General features: G+C 65.2%; 18 protein-coding genes. 11 read left to right on the plus strand and 7 right to left on the minus strand.

Features of this window, described 5'->3' with window-relative positions; translation table 11 throughout:
* The first annotated feature begins 34 nt into the window (after positions 1 to 34).
* Positions 35 to 1,141, plus strand: coding sequence for a glycoside hydrolase family 5 protein (locus JQ573_RS17495; RefSeq protein ID WP_212313662.1), 1,107 nt, complete (start codon positions 35 to 37; stop codon positions 1,139 to 1,141).
* A 92-nt stretch (positions 1,142 to 1,233) separates the two neighbouring features.
* A complete protein-coding gene (locus JQ573_RS17500; RefSeq protein WP_312011536.1) occupies positions 1,234 to 2,736 on the plus strand; it encodes a hypothetical protein in 1,503 nt (500 codons plus the stop codon).
* A gap of 59 nt (positions 2,737 to 2,795) precedes the next feature.
* Here the strand turns inward: JQ573_RS17500 and JQ573_RS17505 are convergent, their stop codons facing one another.
* On the minus strand, positions 2,796 to 3,395 hold the full coding sequence (locus JQ573_RS17505; RefSeq protein ID WP_212313663.1) for a DUF1080 domain-containing protein: 600 nt from the start codon (positions 3,393 to 3,395) through the stop codon (positions 2,796 to 2,798).
* A 219-nt stretch (positions 3,396 to 3,614) separates the two neighbouring features.
* Here JQ573_RS17505 and JQ573_RS17510 point away from each other — a divergent pair, with 219 nt between their 5' ends.
* Together JQ573_RS17510 and JQ573_RS17515 are read left to right on the plus strand one after the other, a co-directional pair.
* Positions 3,615 to 4,085: a cupin domain-containing protein gene (locus tag JQ573_RS17510; protein ID WP_249131904.1), complete on the plus strand. Its 471-nt coding sequence runs from the start codon at positions 3,615 to 3,617 to the stop codon at positions 4,083 to 4,085.
* A gap of 23 nt (positions 4,086 to 4,108) precedes the next feature.
* Positions 4,109 to 4,483, plus strand: coding sequence for a hypothetical protein (locus tag JQ573_RS17515; RefSeq protein WP_249131907.1), 375 nt, complete (start codon positions 4,109 to 4,111; stop codon positions 4,481 to 4,483).
* Here JQ573_RS17515 and JQ573_RS17520 read toward each other — a convergent pair.
* On the minus strand, positions 4,457 to 8,572 hold the full coding sequence (locus JQ573_RS17520; protein WP_212313664.1) for a GAF domain-containing protein: 4,116 nt from the start codon (positions 8,570 to 8,572) through the stop codon (positions 4,457 to 4,459). The two genes, JQ573_RS17515 and JQ573_RS17520, sit on opposite strands and share 27 nt — an antisense overlap.
* Positions 8,573 to 8,975: 403 nt before the next feature.
* Here JQ573_RS17520 and JQ573_RS17525 point away from each other — a divergent pair, with 403 nt between their 5' ends.
* The 4 genes from JQ573_RS17525 to JQ573_RS17540 all read left to right on the plus strand — a co-directional run bounded on the left by JQ573_RS17525 (position 8,976) and on the right by JQ573_RS17540 (position 13,837).
* A complete protein-coding gene (locus JQ573_RS17525) occupies positions 8,976 to 10,028 on the plus strand; it encodes an Ldh family oxidoreductase (RefSeq protein WP_212313665.1) in 1,053 nt (350 codons plus the stop codon).
* 24 nt (positions 10,029 to 10,052) lie between these two features.
* Complete coding sequence (locus tag JQ573_RS17530) at positions 10,053 to 11,417, plus strand: LLM class flavin-dependent oxidoreductase (RefSeq protein WP_092123998.1); 1,365 nt, start codon at positions 10,053 to 10,055, stop codon at positions 11,415 to 11,417.
* A gap of 12 nt (positions 11,418 to 11,429) precedes the next feature.
* Positions 11,430 to 12,215 (plus strand): fumarylacetoacetate hydrolase family protein, encoded by a 786-nt coding sequence (locus tag JQ573_RS17535; protein ID WP_212313666.1) that lies wholly within the window; start codon positions 11,430 to 11,432, stop codon positions 12,213 to 12,215.
* A gap of 437 nt (positions 12,216 to 12,652) precedes the next feature.
* On the plus strand, positions 12,653 to 13,837 hold the full coding sequence (locus JQ573_RS17540; RefSeq protein ID WP_212313669.1) for a serine hydrolase: 1,185 nt from the start codon (positions 12,653 to 12,655) through the stop codon (positions 13,835 to 13,837).
* Positions 13,838 to 14,134: 297 nt separating this feature from the next.
* Here the strand turns inward: JQ573_RS17540 and JQ573_RS17545 are convergent, their stop codons facing one another.
* Entirely contained in the window at positions 14,135 to 15,055 is a 921-nt protein-coding gene (locus JQ573_RS17545; RefSeq protein WP_212313671.1) for a LysR family transcriptional regulator, read from the minus strand.
* Positions 15,056 to 15,247: 192 nt separating this feature from the next.
* Between JQ573_RS17545 and JQ573_RS17550 the strand changes: the two genes are divergently transcribed.
* Complete coding sequence (locus tag JQ573_RS17550; protein WP_249131910.1) at positions 15,248 to 15,613, plus strand: muconolactone Delta-isomerase family protein; 366 nt, start codon at positions 15,248 to 15,250, stop codon at positions 15,611 to 15,613.
* An 85-nt stretch (positions 15,614 to 15,698) separates the two neighbouring features.
* A complete protein-coding gene (locus tag JQ573_RS17555; protein ID WP_212313673.1) occupies positions 15,699 to 16,202 on the plus strand; it encodes a hypothetical protein in 504 nt (167 codons plus the stop codon).
* A gap of 268 nt (positions 16,203 to 16,470) precedes the next feature.
* On the opposite strand, the gene JQ573_RS17560 is transcribed toward JQ573_RS17555, so the two are convergent.
* Positions 16,471 to 16,926 carry an Lrp/AsnC family transcriptional regulator gene (locus tag JQ573_RS17560; RefSeq protein WP_176529195.1) on the minus strand — a complete coding sequence of 152 codons (456 nt, stop codon included), beginning with the start codon at positions 16,924 to 16,926 and terminating at the stop codon, positions 16,471 to 16,473.
* A 158-nt stretch (positions 16,927 to 17,084) separates the two neighbouring features.
* On the opposite strand from JQ573_RS17560, the gene JQ573_RS17565 reads away from it, so the two are divergent.
* Positions 17,085 to 20,558: an indolepyruvate ferredoxin oxidoreductase family protein gene (locus JQ573_RS17565; protein WP_212313675.1), complete on the plus strand. Its 3,474-nt coding sequence runs from the start codon at positions 17,085 to 17,087 to the stop codon at positions 20,556 to 20,558.
* On the opposite strand, the gene mctP is transcribed toward JQ573_RS17565, so the two are convergent.
* The 3 genes from mctP to JQ573_RS17580 form a co-directional block, all read right to left on the minus strand.
* Entirely contained in the window at positions 20,529 to 22,019 is a 1,491-nt protein-coding gene (gene mctP, locus JQ573_RS17570) for a monocarboxylate uptake permease MctP (protein WP_212313677.1), read from the minus strand. The two genes, JQ573_RS17565 and mctP, sit on opposite strands and share 30 nt — an antisense overlap.
* A gap of 10 nt (positions 22,020 to 22,029) precedes the next feature.
* Positions 22,030 to 22,215 carry a DUF3311 domain-containing protein gene (locus JQ573_RS17575; protein WP_050628491.1) on the minus strand — a complete coding sequence of 62 codons (186 nt, stop codon included), beginning with the start codon at positions 22,213 to 22,215 and terminating at the stop codon, positions 22,030 to 22,032.
* Positions 22,216 to 22,364: 149 nt separating this feature from the next.
* Positions 22,365 to 23,336 (minus strand): tripartite tricarboxylate transporter substrate binding protein, encoded by a 972-nt coding sequence (locus JQ573_RS17580; protein ID WP_212313679.1) that lies wholly within the window; start codon positions 23,334 to 23,336, stop codon positions 22,365 to 22,367.
* Between the last annotated feature and the right edge of the window lie 7 nt (positions 23,337 to 23,343).

The following is a 23,343-nucleotide window of genomic DNA, read 5'->3' on the forward strand; positions in this document are numbered from 1 at the left end:
GCTGCTGCGGCAGCGATCGCGAGCTGATCTTCCGATGGCCCGGCTATCGATCCCCGCCATCGTCTTCGCCGCATCCATTCTGCTGTCCGTCGCCGCGCGGGCCTGCCCTGCCCTGATCGAAGGCGTCCCGGCGGACCGGATCAAGGCCTTGTCGCGCGGCGTCAATGCCGATGGCTGGATTGTCGATCCGCGATCGGCGCCGCCGCGCGGCCTGCTGCTCGAATTGCGCAAGGCCGGCCTGACCCACATCCGGCTGCCGGTGCCTGCCGACTTCGTCATGCCGCGCTTCGCGACGAAGGCGGAGATCGACGGCCGGCTGCAGACCGTCGATGCCGCACTGAGGACCCTGCTCGCACTCGGCTATGCGGTATCGATCGACCTGCATTCGGGTCAGCACTTCAACGCGCTGCACAAGGACGATCCGCCCGGCGCGATGGCTGAAATGAAGAGCGCCTGGACCGCGCTCGCGCGGGTCATGCAGCGCTATCCCTCCGATCGGGTGTTTGCGGAACTGCTGAACGAGCCGGAGGTCGATGCCGCGCAATGGCAAGGCGAGGTCCGGGAACTGGCCGGCTTCATTCGCCAATTGCTGCCGCAGACCACGCTGATCACAGGTCCGGTCAACTGGCAGCGCGCGGACTCGCTGCCGGGCTTCACGCCGCTCGACGATCCGAATGTCGTCTATGCCATCCACTTCTACGATCCGATGGTATTCACCCATCAGGCCCATTGGGATCGGAACGAGTCGCTCCACGACGTCGTCGGATTGCCCTATCCGATCCGCGCCGACGATCCGAAGGTTCAACAATTGCGGGAGCAGCTGACCGCGCTGAACAAGTCCAAGGCGCTTGCGATGGTCGACCGCGCCATCCCCGACCGCGGCATCGACCAATGGCTGGAGCCCGCGGCTGCCTGGCAGCGGCAATACTCCCGTCCGATCATCATCAATGAGTTTGGCGTGCTCAAGGCCGGCGCACCGCGCGACAGCCGGTTGCGCTGGCTCGCCGGCGTCACGGCCTACGCCCGGCAGCAGTGCTGGGGCTGGACCCATTGGGAGCTGTCGCAGGGCTTTGGCCTGGCCGACGCCGTCACCGGCAAGGCCGACCGCGACGTGCTGAGGGCGCTGCTCGGGACGCGCTGACCGATCTGGTTAACCGGTTCTTACACAATGCGCGGCTAGATCGACGATGCGGGTGTGGCACGCCACCCATCCGGTCATTTAGGTCAGAGCCTGTGCGAGCAGACATAGCCCCGCGGCCGCTGTTGGCCGGCGACCTCGTTCCTGCGCTCGGCATCGCCGTGGCATCGATCGCTTTCGTGCCGATCATGCAGGCGGCCAATGCAGGGCTCGCGATCGTCGTCGAAGGCTTGATCGGCTGCGCCATCGTGCTCGCGGCGCCGGCCTATGCGCCGTCGATCGCCGTCTTCATCATCTTCTTCCAGAATCTGTTCGTCTCGATCCTGTCGTCTTACATCACGACCGAGCAGGAGATGGATTTCGTCAAGGGCTACAATTTCCTGATCTGCGCGGTCATGTGGCTGGTCACGCTGGCGCTGTACATGCTGCGCGAGCGCAAGCATTCACCCGAGATCGACCGGATCATGAATTGGGGGCTGATGACCCTCGCAGTCGTGGGGGCGTATTTTCTGCTCGGCGCCACGCAGGACGCGCATGCGGCCCTCGTCTATCTGCGCAACATCGCGTTTCCGCTGTTCCTGTTTCAGCTGTCGCTGCTGACCGCCGCAACCTTCGAGATCCGCATCACGCCGTTCCTGGTGGCCGTCGCCACACTGCTGATCGTCTGCGGCTATGTCGAACTGCTGTTTCGCGATTTCTGGCTCGAAATCACCAATGGCTACACGTTCTGGCACTTCGACGAGCTGAAGGCGACCCGCTCCGGAGCCTGGGAAGCCGAGATGCGCCAAACCGGCAATGTCCCGGTCGACCTGATCGACCGCTTCCGCTTCAGCTTTCTCAACAGCCCGCTGTTCGAGGATCTCGGACTGTCGTCGATCTTGCGCATCTTCGGACCGAACATGAGCCCGATCAGCTTCGGTTACGGGATCGCCTTCTCCATCCTGTTCCTGTTCGCGGTCGGGTATCGCTGGCTCGCGCTGGCCGCGATCCCGCTGCTGATCCTCTGCAGCGTGAAGGGCGCGCTCATCCTGGTCATCTTCGTGGCCCTGGCCTGGACGGCAACCTGGCTGCTCGGCGCCACCATCACCCTTGCCATCGCACTCGTCGGACTCGTGCTGTATGCCATCGCGGCGATCTACATCGGACTCCAGATCGGCGACTTTCACGTGATCGGCTTCATGGGCGGCTGGGACGGATTCCTGCACAACCCGATCGGCCGCGGCCTCGGCGTCGGCGGCAATCTCTCCGAAGGTTACTTCTCGATCGACTGGAACGCCGCGCAAGCGGCCGGCACGATGGACGGCGCGGTGGAGAGCGCCGTCGGCGTCCTGCTCTACCAGATGGGCATCGGTGCAGTGGTGCCGCTCGGCTTCTTCTTTGCCGTGGCGCTGAAGGCCTGGCGCCTTTACGCCGCGTCCGGAATCCTCATCCAGGGGCTCGCTGCGTTCGGCACGATGGTCGTGCTGGTGAACGGCATCTTCCAGGAGGAGGCGCTGTTTGCGCCGCCGGCGCTCGGGCTGTTGCTGTGTCTGACCGGGCTCGTGATCGGTCATCATTTGCGCACGCAAGGCCACGATCTGAAGGCCTCCAGCGGATAGCACATGACACGCGATCAAGCCCGGCCGCGCCGCGACCGGGCTCTCCTCCGCATGCGCTGTCAGAGCGGCTTGATCTGCACCTTGCGGAACTTGACCACGCCGGAACCATACTGGAGCGCGACGTAGCCGCTGGCGTGCTTGGAATCCTGCGCGTCGACGGTCTTCTGACCGTTCAACGTCACGACGAAATGCGGTCCCTGCGCCGTGATCTCGTAGACGTTCCACTTGCCGGCCGCCTTCGGCATCGGATCGACCTTGCCGACGTCGACGATCGCGCCGGTGCCGTAGGTCGGATCGGGCCGCTTGTCGAAGATGTTGACCTCGTAGCAGACCTTCGAGTCGATCACCTTGTTGCCTTCGCAGCGGATGAAGACGCCGCTGTTGGCATCCTCGTCGGTCCAGAACTCCGCCCTGATCTGGAAATCCTTGTATTGGGTCCTGCTGACGAGATAGGAGAGATCCTTGCCGTCGAGCTTGTCGGCGACCAGCGCGCCGTCCTTCATCGCCCAATTGGCCTTGCCGACCTCGTCCCAATCGCCCTGCTTGGAGCTGTCGAGCAGCGTGACCCAACCGTCATCGCCGGATGCGGCGGTGGAAAATTGCAGCGCGGCCGCACCGATCACAAGTCCCGCCGCCAGTATCGACAGTTGCTTCTTCAAGGTTATCCTCCCGTCTTTTGGTTGGCGCGCAACCTATCATCGTCTGCAGCGTCGTAAATGCGTTTTTCATATTGCAACTGCGTTGTGTCACGGCCCGATGCCGCAATCTTGAGAGCAGACATGCGCGAGCGCGTCTTGTCCGGCGCAAGCGAGAGCGATTAGCATCACGCGACATACGGGCGCGGCAGTCGCCCGAACGAATTGACCTGGGAGGATATGATGACGGCGTCGAACCGGTCCTGGCGATACCTGATGATGCCGCTGGCCCTTGCCGCCACGCTGAGCGTCAGCTCCGCGGCAGAACTCAATCCGGCCGCCGTCACCTACAAGCTGCCGGACCAGATTCCCTGGAGCCCGGTCGACGCGCGCGGCGCGCAGAATGCCGTGGTGGTCGGCGATCCCTCGAAGCCCGGCTTCTACATGGTCTACACCAAATGGACCAAGGGCAATCACTTCAGCCGTCCGCACTTCCATCCCAACGACCGCTACATCGTGGTGCTGAAGGGCACCTGGTGGGTCGGCTCGGGCCCGAAATTCGATCCCGATCACGGCACAGTGGCAATGCCGGCCGGAAGCTTCGTCACCCATTTCGGCAAGCAGGTGCATTGGGACGGCGCCAAGGACGAAGACGCCGTGTTGCTGATCATGGGCGAAGGCCCGGCCACCGCGACCGAGGTGGAACGGAAGTAGCCGCGTTGCGCGAAGTGGGGGCGATGCTATCATCACGGCCCAACGAAGGGCTTCCGATGCATCCCGCCGCCAAGCTGCAATTTGCCCGCATCGCCGACGAGTTCGCGCGCTGGCGCGCCATTGCCGAACCGGAACGGCCGCCGGCGCCGGCGTGGTGGTGGGGACCGGCATTCGAGATGCGCAATGCCGCCGAACCGCTGCCGTCCAATTGGTGCCGCCGGTTCCGCCTGCCCGACGGGGCGAATTTTGCGGAGGCGTCGGCGGCGCTGCGCCAGACCTTGGCCGGCCAGGCGACACCGTCCTGGCCCTATGATTTCTCGCGCGTGATCGCATCCACCGATTCCGATGTCCGCGACCTGCCCGTGCAGCCGTCAGACGACAGCGCGTTTCCGCCCTAGATCCGGCCCGGCCTCACCGATCGCCTCGTCGTCCAGCGACGGCTGCAACGGTGGCGACGTCAGCACCGGCGACGTCTTCAACAATTCGGCGAGATCGCGCGGCGGCAGCGGCCGGCTGAACAGGAAACCCTGCATCTCGTCGCAGGCATGGGCGCGCAGGAACTCCTGCTGCTCGGAGGTCTCGACGCCCTCGGCCACGATGGTCATGCCGAGCGCCTTGCCCATGCTGATGATCGCCTGCGCAATCGCGACGTCCTCGGAATCATCAGGCAGATCGCGCACGAAGGAGCGATCGATCTTGATGGTGTCGATCGGGAACTGCTTCATCAGCGACATCGACGAATAGCCGGTGCCGAAATCGTCGATCGCCAGCCGAATGCCCCGGTGCTGGATCGCGTCGAGCACGCGGACCGCACGCGTCACGTTGCGCATCACCATGCTCTCGGTGACCTCGAGCTGCAGCAGCGCCGGCGACATGCCGCTCGCCGCCAGCGCCTCGTCGATGTCGTCGAGCAGGTTCGGATCGCCGAACTGCCGCGGCGAGAGGTTGACCGCCATCGTCACCGCCTTGAGGCCGCGGTGCTGCCACGCCATGTTCTGCGCGCAGGCTTCCTTCAGCACCCAGCGGCCGATCGGCACGATCAGACCGATCTCCTCGGCGAGCGGAATGAACTGCCCCGGCGAGACCTTGCCGAGCTCGGGATGGGTCCAGCGCAACAGCGCCTCGACGCCGCTGATCTGACCGCTCGCCATGTCGACCTTGGGCTGATACTCGAGCGAGAACTGGTCGCGCTCCAGCGCGCGGCGCAGTGCGCTTTCCATCGTCAGGCGCTCGATCGACTGCGCCCTCACCTCGTTGGAGAAGAAGCGGAAGCCGTTCTTGCCGTCCTCCTTGGCGAGATACATCGCCATGTCGGCATTCTTGGTGAGCGTCTGCACGTCGGAGCCGTCGGTGGGATAGGTCGCAATCCCGATCGAGGCCGTGGTGTGGCACTCGTGCCCGCTGAGCTGCATCGGCTGGCTCAGTGCGATCAGGAGTTCGCCGGCGATGCGCTCGACGTCGTGACGTTCGGCGGTGTTCTCCAGGATGACCACGAACTCGTCGCCGCCGAGCCGCGCCACCACGTCGCTCGCCCGCAACGAACCGCGCAGCCGCTCGGCGATCGCCACCAGCAGCATGTCGCCGGCGTCGTGGCCGAGCGAATCGTTGATCACCTTGAAGCGGTCGAGATCGATGAACAGCACCGCGAGCTGCCGGCAATGGCGGTCCGCCGCCGAGATCGCGTGACGCAGCATCTCGTTGAAGGTTTCGCGGTTCGGCAGATTGGTCAGGCTGTCATGCGAGGCAAGGTATTCGATCCGCTCATCGGCCTTGTGCTTCTCGTCAGCGCGATCGAAGCTTTCGAGCGCGAACGCAAGATTGTCGGCGAGCCGCTGCAGCAGCTCGGCGAACTCAGGCGTGAACGTATCCTTCTCGATCGCGACGAAGATCATGACGCCGACGACCTCCCCGCTGACAATCAGCGGAAACGAGGCACCGGACTGCGTTCCATCGCGGCGCGCGCGCTCATGGAACGCCGCGGTACCGGTATCGGCGAAATAGTCGTTGATGATGCAGGCCTTGCCCGACCGGAACGCCCTGCCGCAGGCGCCCCGTCCCTCGGGGTGCGCCTCGCTGGTCGAGAGCGTCACCTGGCTCGCGCCGTCGGCGGCCGGGCCTGCGATCGCGACGATGCGGAGATAGTCGCTGCCGGGCTGCGCCAGCGCGATGGTGGTCGAGGTGAACTTGCCGCCGGTCGCTGCCGCCTCGCAGACCAGTTGGTAGAGCTCGGCGCGGGACTTCGCCCGCATGATCGCCTCGTTGGTCGCGCTCAGCGCCGCAAACATCCGCGACAGCCGCTCCTTCTGCGCGTCGGCCCGGGCCTTCTCGTCGGCGCGGTCGAAATTGGCCAGCGCGAACGATACGTTCTCGGTGAGCCGCTGCAACAGCGCCATCATCTCCGGACTGAAGGTGTTGAACTCGCCGGAGAGGAAAACCAGCGCACCGATCGCCTCGCCGTTCTTGAGCAGCGGCAGGGCCGCGCCGGACTTGCTGCCGCTGTCGCGCACGGCCGGATAGACATGCGACTCGGGGCCGAAGTCGCTGAGATAATCGTTGCTGATGCAGGGTCTGCGGGTGCGGATCGCAACACCGGTCAGCGTCTGTCCTTCCGGACGCGTCGCATCGGCCGACAACTGGACTTCGCGGGCCCGTACCCGGTCGGGGCCGGAAGCAGCCACGTTCTCCAGGAAGGCCTCGCCCGGCCGCACCAGCCTGATGGTGGCCGAAATAAACTGCCCGCCGACCGCAGCGGCATCGCAGACCAGATCGAACAGCTCGCCACGGGACTTCGCCCGCATGATGGCCTCGTTGGTCGCGCTCAGCGCCGCGAACATGCGCCTGAGCCGCTCCTTCTGCTCCTCGGTGCGCGCCTTCTCGTCGGCGCGATCGAAACTGCCGAGCGCATAGGCGACGTTGTCGGCGAGCCGCTGCAGCAGCTCGGCGAACTCGGCCGAGAAGGTGTTGCGCTTGGCCGAGATGAACAGCATCACGCCGACCGGCTCGTCGTCGACGATCAACGGAAACGCCGCGCCCGATCGCGCGTCCTCGCGGTCGATGATATCGCGGAACGGGTTGTTGGCGACGTCGCCGAGAAAATCGTTGTCGATGCAGGCGCGCCGGGAGCGGAACGCCCTGCCGCAAACGCCGCGCCCTTCGGGACGCGCCTCGCTGCGCGAGACGTTGAGACGGCGCGCATTCTCGGCGGTCGGCCCCGCCACCGCCATCATCTCCAGAAAATCGTCGCCGGGTTTCGCGATCAGGATGCTGGTGGAGTTGAACCCGCCGCCATGCGCCGCCGCGGCGCAGACCAGCTCGAACATCTCGAGCCGCGACCGCGCGCGCATGATCGCCTCGTTGGTCGCGCTCAGCGCCGCGAACATCCGCGACAGCCGCTCGCGTTCGGCATCGGCCTTGGCCTTCTCGGTGGCGCGGCCGAACGTATCGAGCGCAACCGAGACGTTCTCGGCGATGCCTGCCAGCAGCGCGATGATCTCTTCGTCGCGGGCCCAGGAATTGCCGATGAAGAAGATCAGGACGCCGATGCTCCTGCCGAACCGGGTAAGCGGCAGCGCGACGCAGGCCATCAGACCGCTCTCACCGGCTTGCGCCTGCGACGCGCCCGTCGATATCGGAATGTCGTGCTCGATGCACGGCCGTTTGGTCCGGAACGCCTCGCCGCAGATTCCCTTGCCGTAGAGATTGTCCGGGTCGGTCGAAAAGCGCGTCTGCGTGATCAGGTCGAGCGCCTCGCCGGTGCCGGCGACGGGCTCGAGCCAGTGCGTGTCGGGCTCGGCGAGCAGCACCACCGTGGCGAAGGATTTGCCGCTGAACACCGCGGCGTCGCACACCCGCTGATAGAGATCGTGCTCGGTCTTGGCGCGAAGGATCGCCTCGTTGGTTGCGCTGATGGCGCCGAACATGCGGTTGAGCCGGCGCATCGCCCGCTCGCCGCTCTTGCGCGACGCCTCGTGGTCGAAATTGTCGAGCGCAAAGGACACGTTCGCCGCAATGCGCTCCAGCAGCGACACGATCTCCTCGCCGAGCGAGTCGATCTCGCGCCGGGTCACCATGAAGACGCCGACGCTGCGCCCGTTGCAGACCAGCGGCATTGCCGCCGCCGCGCCGACGCCGGCCGCCGCGAGGCCGCTGCGCCAGGCCGCCGAACGGACATCGTTGACATAGTCGTTGCTGACGCTGGCGCTCTGATCGCGGAACGCCCGCCCGGCGACGCCGTCGCCTTCCGGAATGTTGGCGAGGGTGGAGATGCTGATGCTGCGCAGACGCGCGACATCGTCGCCGCAACCGGCGGCGAATGTCAGCCGGCCGGTATCCGGCTCCAGCAAAAAGACGGTCGTGGCCAGGAAGCTCCCGCTCGAGAACGCGGCTTCGCAGACCTTTCCGTACAATTCTTCTGGTGATTTCGCGTACAGGATCGCTTCGTTGGTGGCATTCAACGCCGCGAATGTACGCCCGATGCTCGACTGCACGATCCCTGAAGGCCCCAGGGCCACCCCCTTCAATCTGCCGAGGAACATTGCCCGCGAGAGGCCTAAGTGATGGTTAGTGTATCCGGCAAGTTGTGAGACAAAGTAAACGGCTGACGAATGCCGGAGGCCGTTTTCCGGGATATTACGGACGCCAGTGTACCAGGCTGAGGCGGAGGGCCGGGGCACCCGGATAGCCGCCCGGCTTGCGCCACTGGCGCAGCCAAATTCCGCAGCGCGACCGCACGCGTTCCATTCAGTGAAATCCCGGCCGGGAGCACCCTGCTGGCGGTATGGCGGACCGGATTTTCCGCCCCTTGCTCGGCGGGCTGCGCTTTGAGAGCATGACGCCGACAACAGCAAGCAAGACCCGCGCATCACGCGGGCGGACCGCGAGGAAAATCCCATGCCGATCGTCCAAGCCGACCGTCTCGCGCGCATCGGCGCGGCACTGCTCCGGGGCGCCGGCGCATCGGAGGAGGAGGCCAACGCGGTCGCCTCCGGCTGCGTCAACGCCAACCTCGCCGGCCACGACTCCCACGGCGTGATCGCGATCCCGACCTATATCGACCGCATCAAGGCCGGCCATATCGTCCCCGGCGCGAAATGGACCGTGGTGCAGGAGACGCCGACCACGACCGTGATCGACGGTCATTGGGGGTTCGGCTTCCACGTCAACGCCAAGGCGATGGAGATGACCATCAACAAGGCGAAGACCGCCAATGTCGCGGCCTGCACCGTGTTCCGGCAGAGCCATGTCGGCCGGCTGGCGCATTACCCGCTGATGGCGATGCGCGAAGGCATGATCGGGATTGCGGCGGCCGATTCCGGCCGCTCGCCGAAACATGTCGCGCCGTTCGGCGGCCGCGAGGCCCGGCTCGGCACCAATCCGCTCTCGATCGCGGTGCCGTCCGATCTCGAGGCGCCGTTCTATCTTGATATGGCGACCTCGGCGGTCGCGGCCGGCAAGATCCAGCTCGCGGTGGCGCGTGGCGAAAGCATCCCGAAGGGCTGGATCATCGACGCCGAAGGGCGCGACACCGCTGATCCAAAGGACTACCGCAAGGGCGGCGCGCTGCTGCCGCTCGGCGGCAGCGAAGGCTACAAGGGCTCGGGCCTTGCCGCGATGGTCGAGGTGCTGTGCGGCCTGCTGACCGGCCTCGGTTTCGGCGTCGAGCCGACCGGTCGTCACAACGACGGCTGCTTCATGGCGGTGTTCAACGTCGCCGCGTTCCGTCCCTTGCAGGACTTCAGACGCGAAGTCGCCGACTTCGCCCGCTACCTGAAATCGACGCCGCCCTCGGAAGGGAGCCGCGGCGTGTTCTATCCCGGCGAGATCGAACATCTGCGCGAAGTCGAACGGCGCAAGAACGGCATCGAGATCGAGGATGCGACTTGGGACAAGCTGAAGGCGCTCGCAGCCGACTACAAGCTCACCGACGACCTCGATCTTCGCTGACGCATTCAGGTACAGGAGAACGACATGACACGGCAAATGGCGCTGGTTGGCTTTTTGCAGGCGCAGAACTGCACCAACCTGCCGAGCTCCTGGCGCCACCCGGAGTCGCGCGACGATTCGATGTCGGCGGACTACTACCAGGAGATCGCGCGCATCCTGGAGCGCGGCAAGTTCCACATGGCGTTCTTCGACGATCGCCTCGCAATGCCCGACCGTTACGGCAACGATCACGCCCACACCGTCGAATACGGCATCCGCTGCGTGAAGATGGACCCGATCGTGGTGCTGACCACGATGGGTATGGTCACGACCAGGCTCGGCCTCGCCTCGACCGCGTCCACCACCTATTTCGAGCCGTTCGACGTCGCCCGCCGCTTCGCCACGCTCGACTTGATGACGGGTGGCCGCGCCGCCTGGAACGTGGTGACGTCGGTCAATGACGGCGAGGCGCTCAATATGGGCCGCGCGCAGCATCTCGAGCACGATCTCCGCTACGACCGTGCCGACGAGTTCATGGAGGTGGTGCTCGGCCACTGGGATGCCTGGGAAGACGGCTCGCTGGTGATCGACAAGAAGAGCGGCCGCTTCGCCGATCCGGCCAAGGTGAAACGGCTCGATCACAAGGGCGCGTTCTTCACCTCGCGCGGCCCGTTCACGGTGCCGCGCTCGGCGCAGGGCCATCCCGTCGTGATCCAGGCCGGCGCCTCCGGGCGCGGCCAGCGCTTTGCGGGACGTTGGGGCGAGGTGATCTTCACCGCGGCGCGCAACCTGGCCAATGCCAAGCAGGGCTATGACGCGATCCGGGGCGAAGCCGCCAAGGCCGGCCGCGATCCCGACCAGATGTTCCTCTGCAATCTGATCACGCCGGTCACCGGCGCGACCAAGGCCGAGGCCGAGGACCGGATGGCGGTGATCCAGAAGCTGCCGCTCGAGATCGACGCGCTGTCGCTGCTCGCCGAAGGCCTCAACTTCGATTTCGGCGCCAAACCGATCGACGAGCCGCTGACCACGGAAGAGCTGCAGGGCATGCAAGGCATGCTCGGCATCCGCGACGGCGTGCTGCGCACCTCCGGCAAGACCAATCCCTCGACCCGCGACTTCATCACCTTCTCCGGCCGCGGCCAGGTGCAGGACGCGATGGTCGGCGGCCCGAAGGAGATCGCCGACCGGCTGGAGGAAATGTTCGAAGGCCGCGGCTGCGACGGCTTCGTCATCGCGGCGAGCTATGTGCCGGGCTCCTACGCGGACTTCGTCGATCACGTGGTACCCGAGTTGCAGAAGCGCGGCCTGTTCCACAAGGACTACACTGGAACCACGCTGCGCGAGAATCTCGGGCTGAAGCGCCCCGCCGCGGGTGCCTGGAAGACCCGCGCGCAGGCCGCGGAATAGAGGGACATCATCATGCGCTGGCTGAAATTCACCGCCGCGGGTACTACGTCTTGGGGCCTCGTCGAGGGCGACACCGTCACCACCGTGAACGGCGATCCATTCGGTGAATGGAGCAAGACGGCGAAGACCCACGCCTTGAAGGACGTCAAGATCGAGCTGCCGCTGATCCCGCGCACCTTCTACTGCGTCGGGCTGAACTATCTGAAGCATCTCAAGGAGGCCGCCGACAAGGCCGGCACCGTGCCGAACGTTCCTGATCGTCCCGAGATCGGCTACCGCGCGCAGAACGCGCTGATCGCCCATGACGAGGATGTCGTGATCCCGGCGAGTGCGACCGAGAAGATCCATTACGAGGGCGAACTGGTCGTCGTGATCGGCAAGACCGCCAAGCACCTCACCGAAGCCAATGCGCTGGACTGCGTGTTCGGATACACGATCGGCAACGACGTCTCCGAGCGCAGCTGGCAGAAGGCCGACCGCGGGCTGTGGCGCGCCAAGAACGCCGATACGTTCAAGCCGATGGGCCCGTGGATCGAGACCGATGTCGATCTCGACCGCATGGAGACCGCGATCCGCGTCAACGGCAAGGAAACCGGCCGCTTCCGCACCAACGAGATGATCTTCGGTATCGTGCCCTTCCTGGTCGAGCTTTCGAAATACTTCACGCTGTCGCCCGGCGACGTGATCTGGATGGGCACCGACGGCGCCTCGCCGGACCTGAAGGACGGTGACGTGGTGGAGATCGACATCACCGGCATCGGGACATTGCGGAACAGGTTCGTGAAGGAGAGGGTGTGAGGGCTGGCACACTGCCAGACCCGTCATCCTGGAGGTGCGAGCGAAGCGAGCCTCGAAGGATGCACGGCCACAGTCGGGCCGTCGTGCTCCGAGACGGCCGCTGCGCGGCCTCCTTACCATGACGGTGATGGACACGAGGGGATGATCTCCCCAATCGTCGTCCTGGCGAAAGCCAGGACCCATAACCACCGCATTCGGAGATGAACGGGATCGCGGCCCCAGCGTCGCGCAACAATTGAGATTTGGGGTAATGGGTCCTGGCTTTCGCCAGGACGACGCGGAGTAGGTTGCGCGAACTGCGAGTCATACTCCTGCATTCTCGCGACATTGCCCATCGGGCCATCGTGACGTCATCACACAACCACTTCGTAACGTGACAGAAACAAGAGAACCGCAATACCGTGCGGGCCGCTCGCTCCAACACAGGCAAGGCAGCCATGCCGCTTTCGCGCCGAACGTTGCTTCAGGGTTCGCTCTTCACCGCTGCCGGGATCGCCTACAGGCCGTGGCCGGCCCTTGCCGAGCCGCCGGCGGAGCTTCCGACATCGGAGCAACGCAAGCAGATGGCGGGCCTCGCCGCCGACTTCATGACGGAGTACGACGTCCCCGGTCTTTCCATCGCGGTTTCGATCAAGGGAAAGCCGGCTTATGTGGAGGCGTTCGGCGTTGCGGATCGGGAGAGCGGCGAAGCATTGACCCCGCAGCACCGCTTCCGGATCGCGAGCATATCGAAGCCGGTGACCTCGACCGGGATCTTCACTCTGGTCGAAGCGGGCAAACTGCGGCTCGGCGATTACGTGTTCGGCGCCAACTCCATTCTCGGCAAGGACTACCCGACGACGCCAACCTTGCAAAGCTTGATGCCATCAGGCTCATCTCGCTCGCCTGTCGAGCAGATCACGATCGAGCATCTGCTGACCCACACCACCGGGACCTGGGGCAACCAGTCCCGCGACCCGATGTTCATGAACCAGGACTTGAAGCATCGCGAGCTGATCAACTGGACGCTGGAGCACATGCCGCTCACCAGTCCGCCGGGCCAGTCCTATGCCTATTCGAACTTCGGCTATTGCATCATCGGGCGCGTGATCGAGAAGCTCAGCGGCCGGAGCTACGAGCAATACATCAAGGACGTGGTCCTGAAGCGATGCGGCATCACCGACATGCAGATTGCCGGCAATACGCTGCGCGAGCGGGCCAGCAATGAGGTGAAATATTACAGCCAGACCGGCGGCGATCCGTACCGGATGAACGTCGCCCGGATGGATTCGCACGGCGGCTGGATTGCGACGCCGAGCGATTTGACAAGGCTGTTCGTCCATATCGACGGCTTCAAGGACACCGAACAGCTGCTCACCGACGACAGCCTCCGCGTCATGAGCACGCCCAGCACCGTCAACCCACGCTATGCCAAGGGCCTGTTCATCACCGCCAACAACAATTGGTGGCACAGCGGCCTGCTGGACGGAACGACGACGATCTCGGTCCGGACCAATGGAGACTTCTGCTGGTCCGCGTTCACCAATACCAGGTCGCGGGACGGCATGACCCGCGCTCTCGACCTGCTGGTCTGGCACATGGTCAAGACGGTGCCGGACTGGCAACCGCAGAAGCGCGCGTAGGCCTCGCCGTCATTCCCCGGTGCGCAATTGCGCACCTGCGGGCAGCCCGAAGGGCTGAGCCCGGAATCCATTGGGCCACAAGACAAGTGGTGAAATGGATTCCGGGCTCGCGCTGCGCGCGCCCCGGAATGACGCCCTGGGAAAGCGGTTCGCAATCCCGCGAGGATGCCGCCTGATCGAAGGCCGCAAATCCGCGTCAAGTCTAGCGGCGTAGGATGGGTAGAGCGAAGCGAAACCCATCAACTCGTATCCGCGGCCCGAATGATGGGTATCGCTGCGCTCCACCCATCCTACGAGTCACCGCCCAGCCCCCGACCTGCTCTTCACATGGTCGATGAAGGCGCGCAGCTTCGGCATGATCTGGCGGTGGCCGGGATAGTAGAGAAATACGCCCGGTGTCGTCGTCGCGAATGGCTCCAGGACGCGGACCAGCTTCTTCTCCTTCACCGCGCCGGCGACCAGCGGCGCGGGCACCTGCGCGAGGCCCACGCCTTCGATGGCCGCGCCGACCAGCGTCGGGAAATCATGGCCGATGAAGGAGCCGGAGACGGCAAGCTCGATCGAACGGCCGTTATCGTTGAGCGACCACGGCGCCAGCCCGCCATTCGATCGCCGCAACCTGAGGCACGTGTGCTCGCGCAGATCGTCCGGGCGCTTGGGCCGGCCGCGGCGCGCGAGATAGTCCGGGCTGCCGACGATAGCGAAAGGGAACGGCTTGGTCAGACGCACCGCGATCATGTCCGGGTTGATGAACTGGCCCATCCGGATGCCTGCATCAAAACCTCCGGCCGCGAGGTCGACCAGCTCCTCGCTGGCGGCGAGCTCGACCTCGATCTCGGGATAGGCCTTGCAGAATGAGGCGATCAGCGGCTCCAGCAGGATCGGCACCACCGAGCGCGGCACGGTGAGACGCAACAGCCCCGCCGGCTTCTGCCCAAGCTCGCGCGCCGCGCCACTTGCGGCGACCAGCTCCTCGAACGCGGGCCTGGCACGCGCCAGGAATCGTTCGCCGGCTTCGGTGAGGCCGACGCTGCGGGTGGTGCGGATGAACAGCACAGCGCCGAGGCGCGCCTCGAGCGCGCGCACCGCCTGGCTGATCGCCGACGGCGTCACCGCGAGCTCGGTCGCCGCGCGACGAAAGCTGCGGTGCTGGGCGACGCTGAGGAACGCTTCCACGCCGTCGAGCGCCCCCTGCCTGACTGTGAAGTTCTGCTTCATGGCCCGTCAACATTATCGCGAATAGTCGCGCGCGGGAAGCCGCCCTACATCGGAGCCACAGGCAGCAGCACCGCGACGCGCGCTGCTCCACGCGACATCACGACATCAGTCGTGAACGGAGACCTGCGACCGATGAAAGCAATCCGTCACACCCTCCTTGCCCTCACCCTCACTTCGACAGGCTTAACCTCCATGACCGCTCCCTCCCTCGCCCAAACCCAGGCCCAAGGCCAAACACAGGCGCAAGCCGCCTCCACCATCACCACCGGCGTGATGGTGATCCTGACCGTCAAGGCGGGCGTCACCCGCGAACAAGTGATGGCCGTGATGCCGGATGAAATCCGGCAGACCGTGCAGCTCTATCTCAGCGGCAAGGTTCGCGAATGGTATTCGCGGTCCGACGGGCGCGGGGTCATCCTCCTGCTCGACGCCAGGGATACATCCGAGGCGCACGCGATCATGGAGGGGCTGCCGCTCTCCAAGCTGGATATCATGGACCACGACTACATCGCGGTCGGCCCGCTGCTGCCGCTGCGCCTGCTGGTCGGCAAGCCTTAAGCGTCGGGCCCTGAGCACCCCGCCGAGGCCGGACCCGATCGCCGGGTCCGGCCTCTCCGGATCGACAGTCAGACGGGAGTCGACCGTGCCAGTAAGTCTCAACATTCCATTCTTGCTCAGCGTCGCCGGAGCATTTCTGACGAGTGCCGTGGTGGCCGCGACCTATGTCTGGCCGGCGCTCCGCACCTGGCCGCGCCATGAGGCGCTCCGGCTGCTTGCGGCGTTCCATGCTTTCCGGTTTCTCGGGATGAACTTCATGGTCACAGGCTTCGTGTCGCCGGAGGTGAACCCGGTGTTTGCCAGCGCGGTCGGCTGGGGCGATCTGATCGCCGCAGCTCTCGCGCTGCTCTCGATGGCGGCACTGTCTTGGCGCTGGCCGGTGGCCATTCCGATCGTCTGGTTCTTCAACATCTGGGGCGCGCTGGATCTTCTCAACGCCTACTTCATGGGCGCGACAAAGAACGCGGATCCCGGCCTGTTCGGCGCCGGCATCTATATCCCGGCGCTCTACGTGCCGCTGCTGCTGGTCAGCCATGTCATGGTGTTCATGATCTTGATGCGGGCCAAGTCGGCGGAAGCGACATCGTGACCGTAGGATGGGTAGAGCGCAGCGAAACCCATCATCGTGCCGCAGATGAATTGATGGGTTTCGCTGCGCTCTACCCATCCTACGGATTGCTTCGACCGTCATCCCCGCGCAAAGGCTTCGCCTTTGTCGCTGGAGGTGCGAGCGCAGCGAGCCTCGAAGGATGCACGGCCCGGCTGGCGGCCGTTCGCCCTTCGAGACGGCCGCTCCGCGGCCTCCTCAGGGTGACGGACAAGAAGTTGAGCGCGCGGCCATCGCGGCGGCATTTCCATCAAAACGGCAACGCCACGCCTGTCTTGATCTCCTTCAGGATCACGTTGGTGCGGACGTGGCGGATGCCGGGGATGCGGAACATGAACTCGTCGAGGAATCTGTTGTAGGCGTCCATGTCGCGGACGACGACGCGCAGATGATAGTCGGCATCGCCCGTCGTCGCGAAACATTCCAGCACCTCGCGGCGCTGCATCACCCGCGCGACGAACTCGTCGACGAATTTCGTGTCGTGCCGCTCCAGCGAGACGTGCAGAATCGCCGAGGTCGCAAAGCCGGCGCGCTCGCGCGCGACCAGCGCCGAATAACCTGAAATGACGCCGGACTCCTCCAGCGCGCGGACCCGCCGCCAGCATGCCGACGTCGACATCCCGACGGTTTCCGCCAGCTGCTGGTTGGTGGCGCGGCCGTCCTTCTGCAGCTCGGCAAGGATTTTTTCGTCTTGCTCTTCGATCATCGCAGAGCTCCAGTCTGGCAGATTATGCCAAAATACGACATTTTACGCAAAAAACTACCGAAATTTAGGTCTCTGGAGAACAGATAGGTAGGACCTACCAGACACACAGGCATAGCCTTGCCCCCATCAGACATTGCGATTCCCGGGAGGGGTCAGTCATGGGCCAGATGCCGCAACTCGACGCCTACCAGCTGTCCGAGCGCTATAGCCGCGAACGTGGCCGCGTCTTCCTCACCGGCACGCAGGCGATCGTGCGCATCGCGCTCGACCAGATCAGGCGCGACCGCGCCGCCGGGCTCAACACCGCGGGCTTCATCTCCGGCTATCGCGGCTCGCCGCTCGGCGGCGTCGATCTCGAATTGTGGAAGATCGGCGAGCGGCTGAAGGAGAGCCGCATCGAATTCCTGCCCGCTGTGAACGAAGACCTCGCGGCGACCGCCGTGCTCGGCTCGCAGCAGGTCGAGACGCAGAGGGATCGAAAGGTCGATGGCGTATTCGGGCTGTGGTACGGCAAGGGCCCCGGCGTCGACCGCTCCGGCGATGCGCTGAAGCACGGCAATGCCTATGGCTCCTCGCCGCATGGCGGCGTGCTGGTCGCGGCGGGCGACGATCATGGCTGCGTGTCGTCCTCGATGCCGCACCAATCCGACGTCGCGTTCATGAGCTGGTTCATGCCGACGCTGCATCCGGCCGATGTCGGCGAATATCTCGCGTTCGGCGAATATGGCTACGCGCTCAGTCGATTTTCCGGCATGTGGGTCGGCTTCAAGGCGATCTCGGAGATCGTGGAATCCGGCGCCTCGGTCGAGCTTGCGCCACCGCGGATCTTCGCGCAGCCGGATTTCGTGCCGCCGCCGGGCGGCCTGCATTATCGCTGGCCGGATCTGCCGGGCCCGCAGATCGAGGAGCGGCTGGAGGCCAAGAAGCACGCGGTCTACGCTTTCGCAAAAGCCAATCCGATCGACCGCCGCATCTACGACATCAAAGACGCCACCTACGGCATCGTCACCACGGGCAAAGCGCATCTCGATCTGATGGAGGCGCTGCGGCTGATAAGGCTCGACGAGGCCGCATGCCGCCGCTTCGGCATCGACATCTACAAGGTCGGCATGGTGTGGCCGCTCGCGCTGCACGACGCGATGGAGTTCGTGAAGGGCAAGCGCGAGATCCTGGTGGTCGAGGAGAAGCGCGGCATCATCGAGAGCCAGTTCAAGGAGTATTTCTACGACTATCCCGGCTCCAAGCCGGAACGGATGGTCGGCAAGCACGACGAAACCGGCGCGCGGCTGATCTCGTGGACCGGTGAACTATCCCCGCTGATGCTGGCCGACGTGCTGGCCCGGCGGCTCGATCCGATGTTTCCGGAATTGCAGCTCGCTCGCTGCGTCGCCGCGCTCAGGCCGGAACAGGACCGCATGATCGTGGTGCCGGGCGCGACACGCACGCCATATTTCTGCTCGGGCTGCCCGCACAACACATCGACCAAAGTGCCCGAGGGCTCCAAGGCGCTGGCCGGCATCGGCTGCCACTTCATGGCGAGCTGGATGGACCGCGAGACCTCGTCGCTGATCCAGATGGGCGGCGAAGGCGTCAACTGGGCGGCCTCGTCAAGATTCACCGGCAACAGCCATGTGTTCCAGAATCTCGGCGAAGGCACCTATTATCACTCCGGCTCGATGGCGATCCGCCAGGCGATCGCAGCAAAAGCCAACATCACCTACAAGATCCTGTTCAATGACGCGGTGGCGATGACCGGCGGCCAGCCGGTCGACGGCCCGGTCAGCGTGCAGGCGATCGCGCACTCTGTCCGCGCCGAGGGCGTCGCGCGGATCGCGCTGGTGTCGGATGATCCCGCGCAGTTCTCGCCGACGGATTTGCCCGCCGGCGTCACCATACACCCGCGCGAAGAGATGGACGCCGTGCAGCGCGAGCTGCGCACGATTTCAGGCGTCACCGTGCTGATCTATCAGCAGACCTGCGCCACCGAGAAGCGGCGGCGGCGCAAGCGCGGCACGATCAAGGATCCCGCGCGTTTTGCTTACATCAACGACCTCGTCTGCGAGGGCTGCGGCGACTGCTCGGTGGAATCGAACTGCCTCAGCGTCGAGCCGAAGGAGACGCCGTTCGGCCGCAAGCGCAAGATCAACCTCTCGACCTGCAACAAGGATTTTTCCTGCCTCAACGGTTTCTGCCCAAGCTTCGTCACCATCGAGGGCGGTACGCGGCGGGCGAAGGGCGCGAGCGCGATCGACCCGCTGGCACGCGCCGCCGCGCTTCCGGCGCCGGAGCTTGCGGCACTGGACAAGCCCTACGATCTGCTGGTCACCGGCGTCGGCGGCACCGGCGTCATCACGGTCGGCGCGCTGATCGCGATGGCCGCGCATCTCGAGGGCCGCGGCGTCTCGGTGCTCGACTTCACCGGCTTCGCCCAGAAATTCGGCCCGGTGCTGAGCTATCTGCGGCTGGCGGCAGCGCCCGAGGCGCTGCACCAGGTGCGGATCGACCAGGGCGCAGCGGATGCGCTGATCGGCTGCGACCTCGTGGTGAGCTCGTCGGCCAAGGCCTCCGGCACCTACCGCAAGGGCATGCGCGCGGCGGTCAACATCGCTGAGATGCCGACCGGCGACGTGGTGCGCTTCCGCGACGCCGACCTCGCCTCGCCGGTTCGCTTGCGCGCGATCGAGCGGGTGATCGGATCAGGCAACCTCACCGCGATCGACGCCAACGCGCTGGCCGAGCGGCTGCTCGGCGACAGCGTCTATGCCAACGTCATGATGCTCGGCTTTGCCTGGCAGCAGGGCCTGGTGCCGGTGTCGCTGGATGCATTGACCCGCGCGATCGAGCTCAACGGCGTCGCGGTCGAGCGCAACAAGCAGGCGCTGGCCTGGGGGCGGATTGCGTTCGCCGATCCGGAGTTTTTGAAGGCCGACGGTGCAGCGGCCAATGCACCGGAAACGCTGGAGCAGATGATCGCGCGGCGCGCGGATTTCCTCCGGGATTATCAGGATGAGGCCTATGCAGCCCGCTACCGGACCACGGTCGACCGCGTCCGTCGCGCCGAGGCCGCGCTCGGAAGCGAGACGTTGACCGACGCCGTCGCCCGCTCACTGTTCAAGCTGATGGCCTACAAGGACGAGTATGAGGTGGCGCGGTTGCACATGCAGACCGGCTTCCTTGAGACCCTCAAGCACGAATTCGATGGCGACTTCACGGTGCAGTACCATCTCGCGCCGCCGCTGTTGCCGGCACGGCTGGATGCACGCGGCCGGCCACGCAAGCGCGCGTTCGGCCAGTGGATCCAGACGCCACTCCGCTTGCTGGCGCGGCTCAAGGGACTGCGCGGCACGCCGTTCGACGTGTTCGGCTACACCGCGGAGCGTCTCGCCGAGCGCGAGTTGATCGGCTGGTACGAGGCGCTGATCGAGACCATGCTCGGCAAGCTCGATGCCACGCACCTGCCCGATCTCGTCGCACTTGCAAAGGCGCCGATGGAAATCCGCGGCTATGGCCCGGTGAAGGATGAAGCGATCGAGAAGACCAAGGCGGAGGTGGCGCGGCTGACCGCGCTTCTCACCTCCGCCCCGTCAGATTCAGGCGACGGCTCAGGCCGCCGCGCCGCGCTTGGCGGGTGAGATCAAGCCGACCACGACGGTCGCAATCACGGCCACCACGATGTTGAGCAGGAGCGCGCCGAGCCCGACATAGAAGGTGTAGGTGGCATCGCCGAGCGAGATGCTGGCGAGCGGCTTCAGCCCGTTGCTCCACGCCGTGTAGGTGCCCCAGCCGATGCCGACCGCCCAGCCGAGCAATAGCGCTTCGGCGCGGAACCAGACGGTGAACAGGCCGAACACCAGCGCCGGCAGCGTCTGCACGATCCAGAGGCCGCCGAGCAGTTGCAGGTCGAGCGCATATTGCGTCGGCAGGAACAGGATGAAGGCGAGCGCGCCGACCTTGACCACCAGCGAGGTGATCTTCGCGACCGACGCCTCGCCGGCATGCGAGATGTCCGGATCGACATAGGACTTCCAGACATTGCGGGTGAACAAATTGGCGGCGCCGATGCTCATCACCGCGGCCGGCACCAGCGCGCCGATTGCGATCGCCGAGAACGCGAAGCCAGCGAACCATTCCGGGAACAAGGTCTTGAACAGCAGCGGCACCACGTCATTCGGCGACGTCACCTTGATGCCGGCGGCATAGGCCATGTAGCCGAGCAGCGCGATCAGCCCGAGCAAGAGCGTATAGGCCGGCAGCAGGATCGCATTCTTGCGAATGGTATCCGCCGACTTCGAGGCGAAGATGCCGGTCAGCGTGTGCGGATACATGAAGGCGGCGAGCGCCGAGCCGAGCGCCAGCGTCGCATAGGGCAGATACTGAGCGGGCTTCAGCGTCAGTCCGGTGGCGCCGCCCTTCGCCGTGAACGCGTCGTTGGCGGCGGAGAACACCGCGCCATAGCCACCGAGCTTCGAGGGCACCACGACCACGGCCGTCAGCACCACGATGTAGATCATGATGTCCTTGACGAAGGCGATCAGCGCCGGCGCGCGCAGGCCGGAGCTATAGGTGTACAGCGCAAGGATCACGAAGGCGGCGATGATCGGCAGTTCGCCGGTCAGGCCCATCGCCTTGATCACTACCTCCATGCCGATCAGCTGCAGCGCGATATAGGGCATGGTCGCGACCAGGCCGGTCAGCGCCACCGCGAGTTCGAGACTGCGCGAGCCATAGGCGCCGTGAACCACGTCCGCGGCGGTGACATAGCCGCTGGCATGCGCCTTCTTCCACAGCACCGGCATCACGGCGAATACGAAGGGATAGACGATGATGGTGTAGGGCAGCGCGAAGAAGCCGTAAGCGCCGACCGCGTAGACCAGCGCCGGCACCGCGATCACGGTGTAGGCGGTGTAGAAATCGCCGCCGACCAGGAACCAGGTGATCCAGGTGCCGAACTGACGGCCGCCGAGACCCCACTCGTCGAGATGCTCGCTGACCGGGCCGGATTTCCAGCGCGCGGCGAAGAAGCCCATCACGGTGACGAGGGCGAAGAAGAAGATGAAGACGGAGAGCGCAACCCAGGCGATATGGTCGGTCATGGCTGCCCCCTCACCGCTGCTCGTCGGCGTCAGGCCGCCGGCTGCGATAGACCAGCCAGATCAGCAGCGAGGAGATCGGCACCCACGCGAGCTGGTACCAGTAGAAGAAGGGAAAGCCGAACAGCGAGGGCTCGGCGAAATTGTAGAACGGCACCCACAGCAAGCCGATGAACGGCAGCAGCAACAGAATCCACATGGCTCACTCCCCAGCCCAGGGTCCGATCAAAACCGGCGGTGTTGCCGGCGTCCCGTCGTCGACGACCCCAGGAACCATTTGTTGCGTCTAGAATCACGGTTGCGGCATGGCGATGCAAAAAGATGTGATCGCCGTGCCGCGCGGGCAGCCTACTCCGGCTTGATGCCAGCGTCTTGGACCACCTTGCGCCAACGAGCCTCCTCAGCCGTGAAGTAACGGTCGAGTTCGGCCGGGGGTGAGGCCACCATCACGAGGCCCTCATTGATGCTGAGCTTCCTGAAAGCCTCGGCCTGCACGGCCTTGGCCGCGGACTTGTTGAGCCGGTCGATGATCTCGGGCGGCGTGTTCGCAGGTGCGTAAAGGCCGTACCAGGATTCCGCGGCGTAGCCCGGCACACCGGCTTCGGACACCGTCGGCAATTGCGGGAACGACGCCGAACGCTCGGCCGAGGTCATCCCGATCGCGCGCAGCTGCCCGGCCTCGACCAGCGAGGCGCAGCTTGCCACCGTCGTGAACATCACCTGGATCTGGCCGCCCATCAGATCCGTGATCGCGGGCGCGGCACCTTTGTAGGGCACGGTGGTCAGATTGACGCCAGCCATGTGCTTGAACAATTCGCCGGCCAGATGCGCCGAGGTGCCGGTGCCATAGGTCCCGTAGGACAGTTTTTCCGGATCGGCCTTCGCAGCCGCGATCAGATCGGCGATCGACTTGATCGGCGAAGCGGGTTTGACCACGACGACATTGAACGAGCGCGCCACCAGCGCCACCGCGGCAAAATCCTTGTGCGCGTCGTAGGGCAGCTTGCTGTAGAGGCTCGGATTGACGGCGTTGGCGAAGGTCGCCATCAGCAGCGTGTAGCCGTCGGCCGGGCTGGCGGCGACGCTCTGCGTGCCGATGATGGTGCCCGCCCCCGGCTTGTTCTCGATGATGACGGTGACGCCGAGATCCTTCTGCATCTCCTGCGCCAGCGTGCGCGCGACGACATCGGTGCCGCCGCCCGGCGCGAACGGCACCACGATCTTCACGATATGGTCGGGATAGGCGGCGCGCGCCGGCGCGTGCAGCAGCACGTTTGCGGCGATCGCGAACAGGATGGAGGTCAGGACGCGAAGCGGCATGGCAGGC

Source organism: Bradyrhizobium sp. AUGA SZCCT0105 (assembly GCF_018129565.1).
Classification (GTDB): domain Bacteria; phylum Pseudomonadota; class Alphaproteobacteria; order Rhizobiales; family Xanthobacteraceae; genus Bradyrhizobium.

What these genes read in the sequence shown, in the direction of transcription:
- JQ573_RS17580 (WP_212313679.1), bottom strand. Translation starts at nt 23,336, where the DNA reads ATGCCGCTTCGCGTCCTGACCTCCATCCTGTTCGCGATCGCCGCAAAC.
- JQ573_RS17515 (WP_249131907.1), top strand. Translation starts at nt 4,109, where the DNA reads ATGCTATCATCACGGCCCAACGAAGGGCTTCCGATGCATCCCGCCGCC.
- JQ573_RS17565 (WP_212313675.1), top strand. Translation starts at nt 17,085, where the DNA reads ATGGGCCAGATGCCGCAACTCGACGCCTACCAGCTGTCCGAGCGCTAT.
- JQ573_RS17495 (WP_212313662.1), top strand. Translation starts at nt 35, where the DNA reads ATGGCCCGGCTATCGATCCCCGCCATCGTCTTCGCCGCATCCATTCTG.
- mctP (WP_212313677.1), bottom strand. Translation starts at nt 22,019, where the DNA reads ATGACCGACCATATCGCCTGGGTTGCGCTCTCCGTCTTCATCTTCTTC.
- JQ573_RS17545 (WP_212313671.1), bottom strand. Translation starts at nt 15,055, where the DNA reads ATGAAGCAGAACTTCACAGTCAGGCAGGGGGCGCTCGACGGCGTGGAA.
- JQ573_RS17535 (WP_212313666.1), top strand. Translation starts at nt 11,430, where the DNA reads ATGCGCTGGCTGAAATTCACCGCCGCGGGTACTACGTCTTGGGGCCTC.
- JQ573_RS17540 (WP_212313669.1), top strand. Translation starts at nt 12,653, where the DNA reads ATGCCGCTTTCGCGCCGAACGTTGCTTCAGGGTTCGCTCTTCACCGCT.
- JQ573_RS17530 (WP_092123998.1), top strand. Translation starts at nt 10,053, where the DNA reads ATGACACGGCAAATGGCGCTGGTTGGCTTTTTGCAGGCGCAGAACTGC.
- JQ573_RS17560 (WP_176529195.1), bottom strand. Translation starts at nt 16,926, where the DNA reads ATGATCGAAGAGCAAGACGAAAAAATCCTTGCCGAGCTGCAGAAGGAC.
- JQ573_RS17575 (WP_050628491.1), bottom strand. Translation starts at nt 22,215, where the DNA reads ATGTGGATTCTGTTGCTGCTGCCGTTCATCGGCTTGCTGTGGGTGCCG.
- JQ573_RS17550 (WP_249131910.1), top strand. Translation starts at nt 15,248, where the DNA reads ATGACCGCTCCCTCCCTCGCCCAAACCCAGGCCCAAGGCCAAACACAG.
- JQ573_RS17525 (WP_212313665.1), top strand. Translation starts at nt 8,976, where the DNA reads ATGCCGATCGTCCAAGCCGACCGTCTCGCGCGCATCGGCGCGGCACTG.
- JQ573_RS17510 (WP_249131904.1), top strand. Translation starts at nt 3,615, where the DNA reads ATGACGGCGTCGAACCGGTCCTGGCGATACCTGATGATGCCGCTGGCC.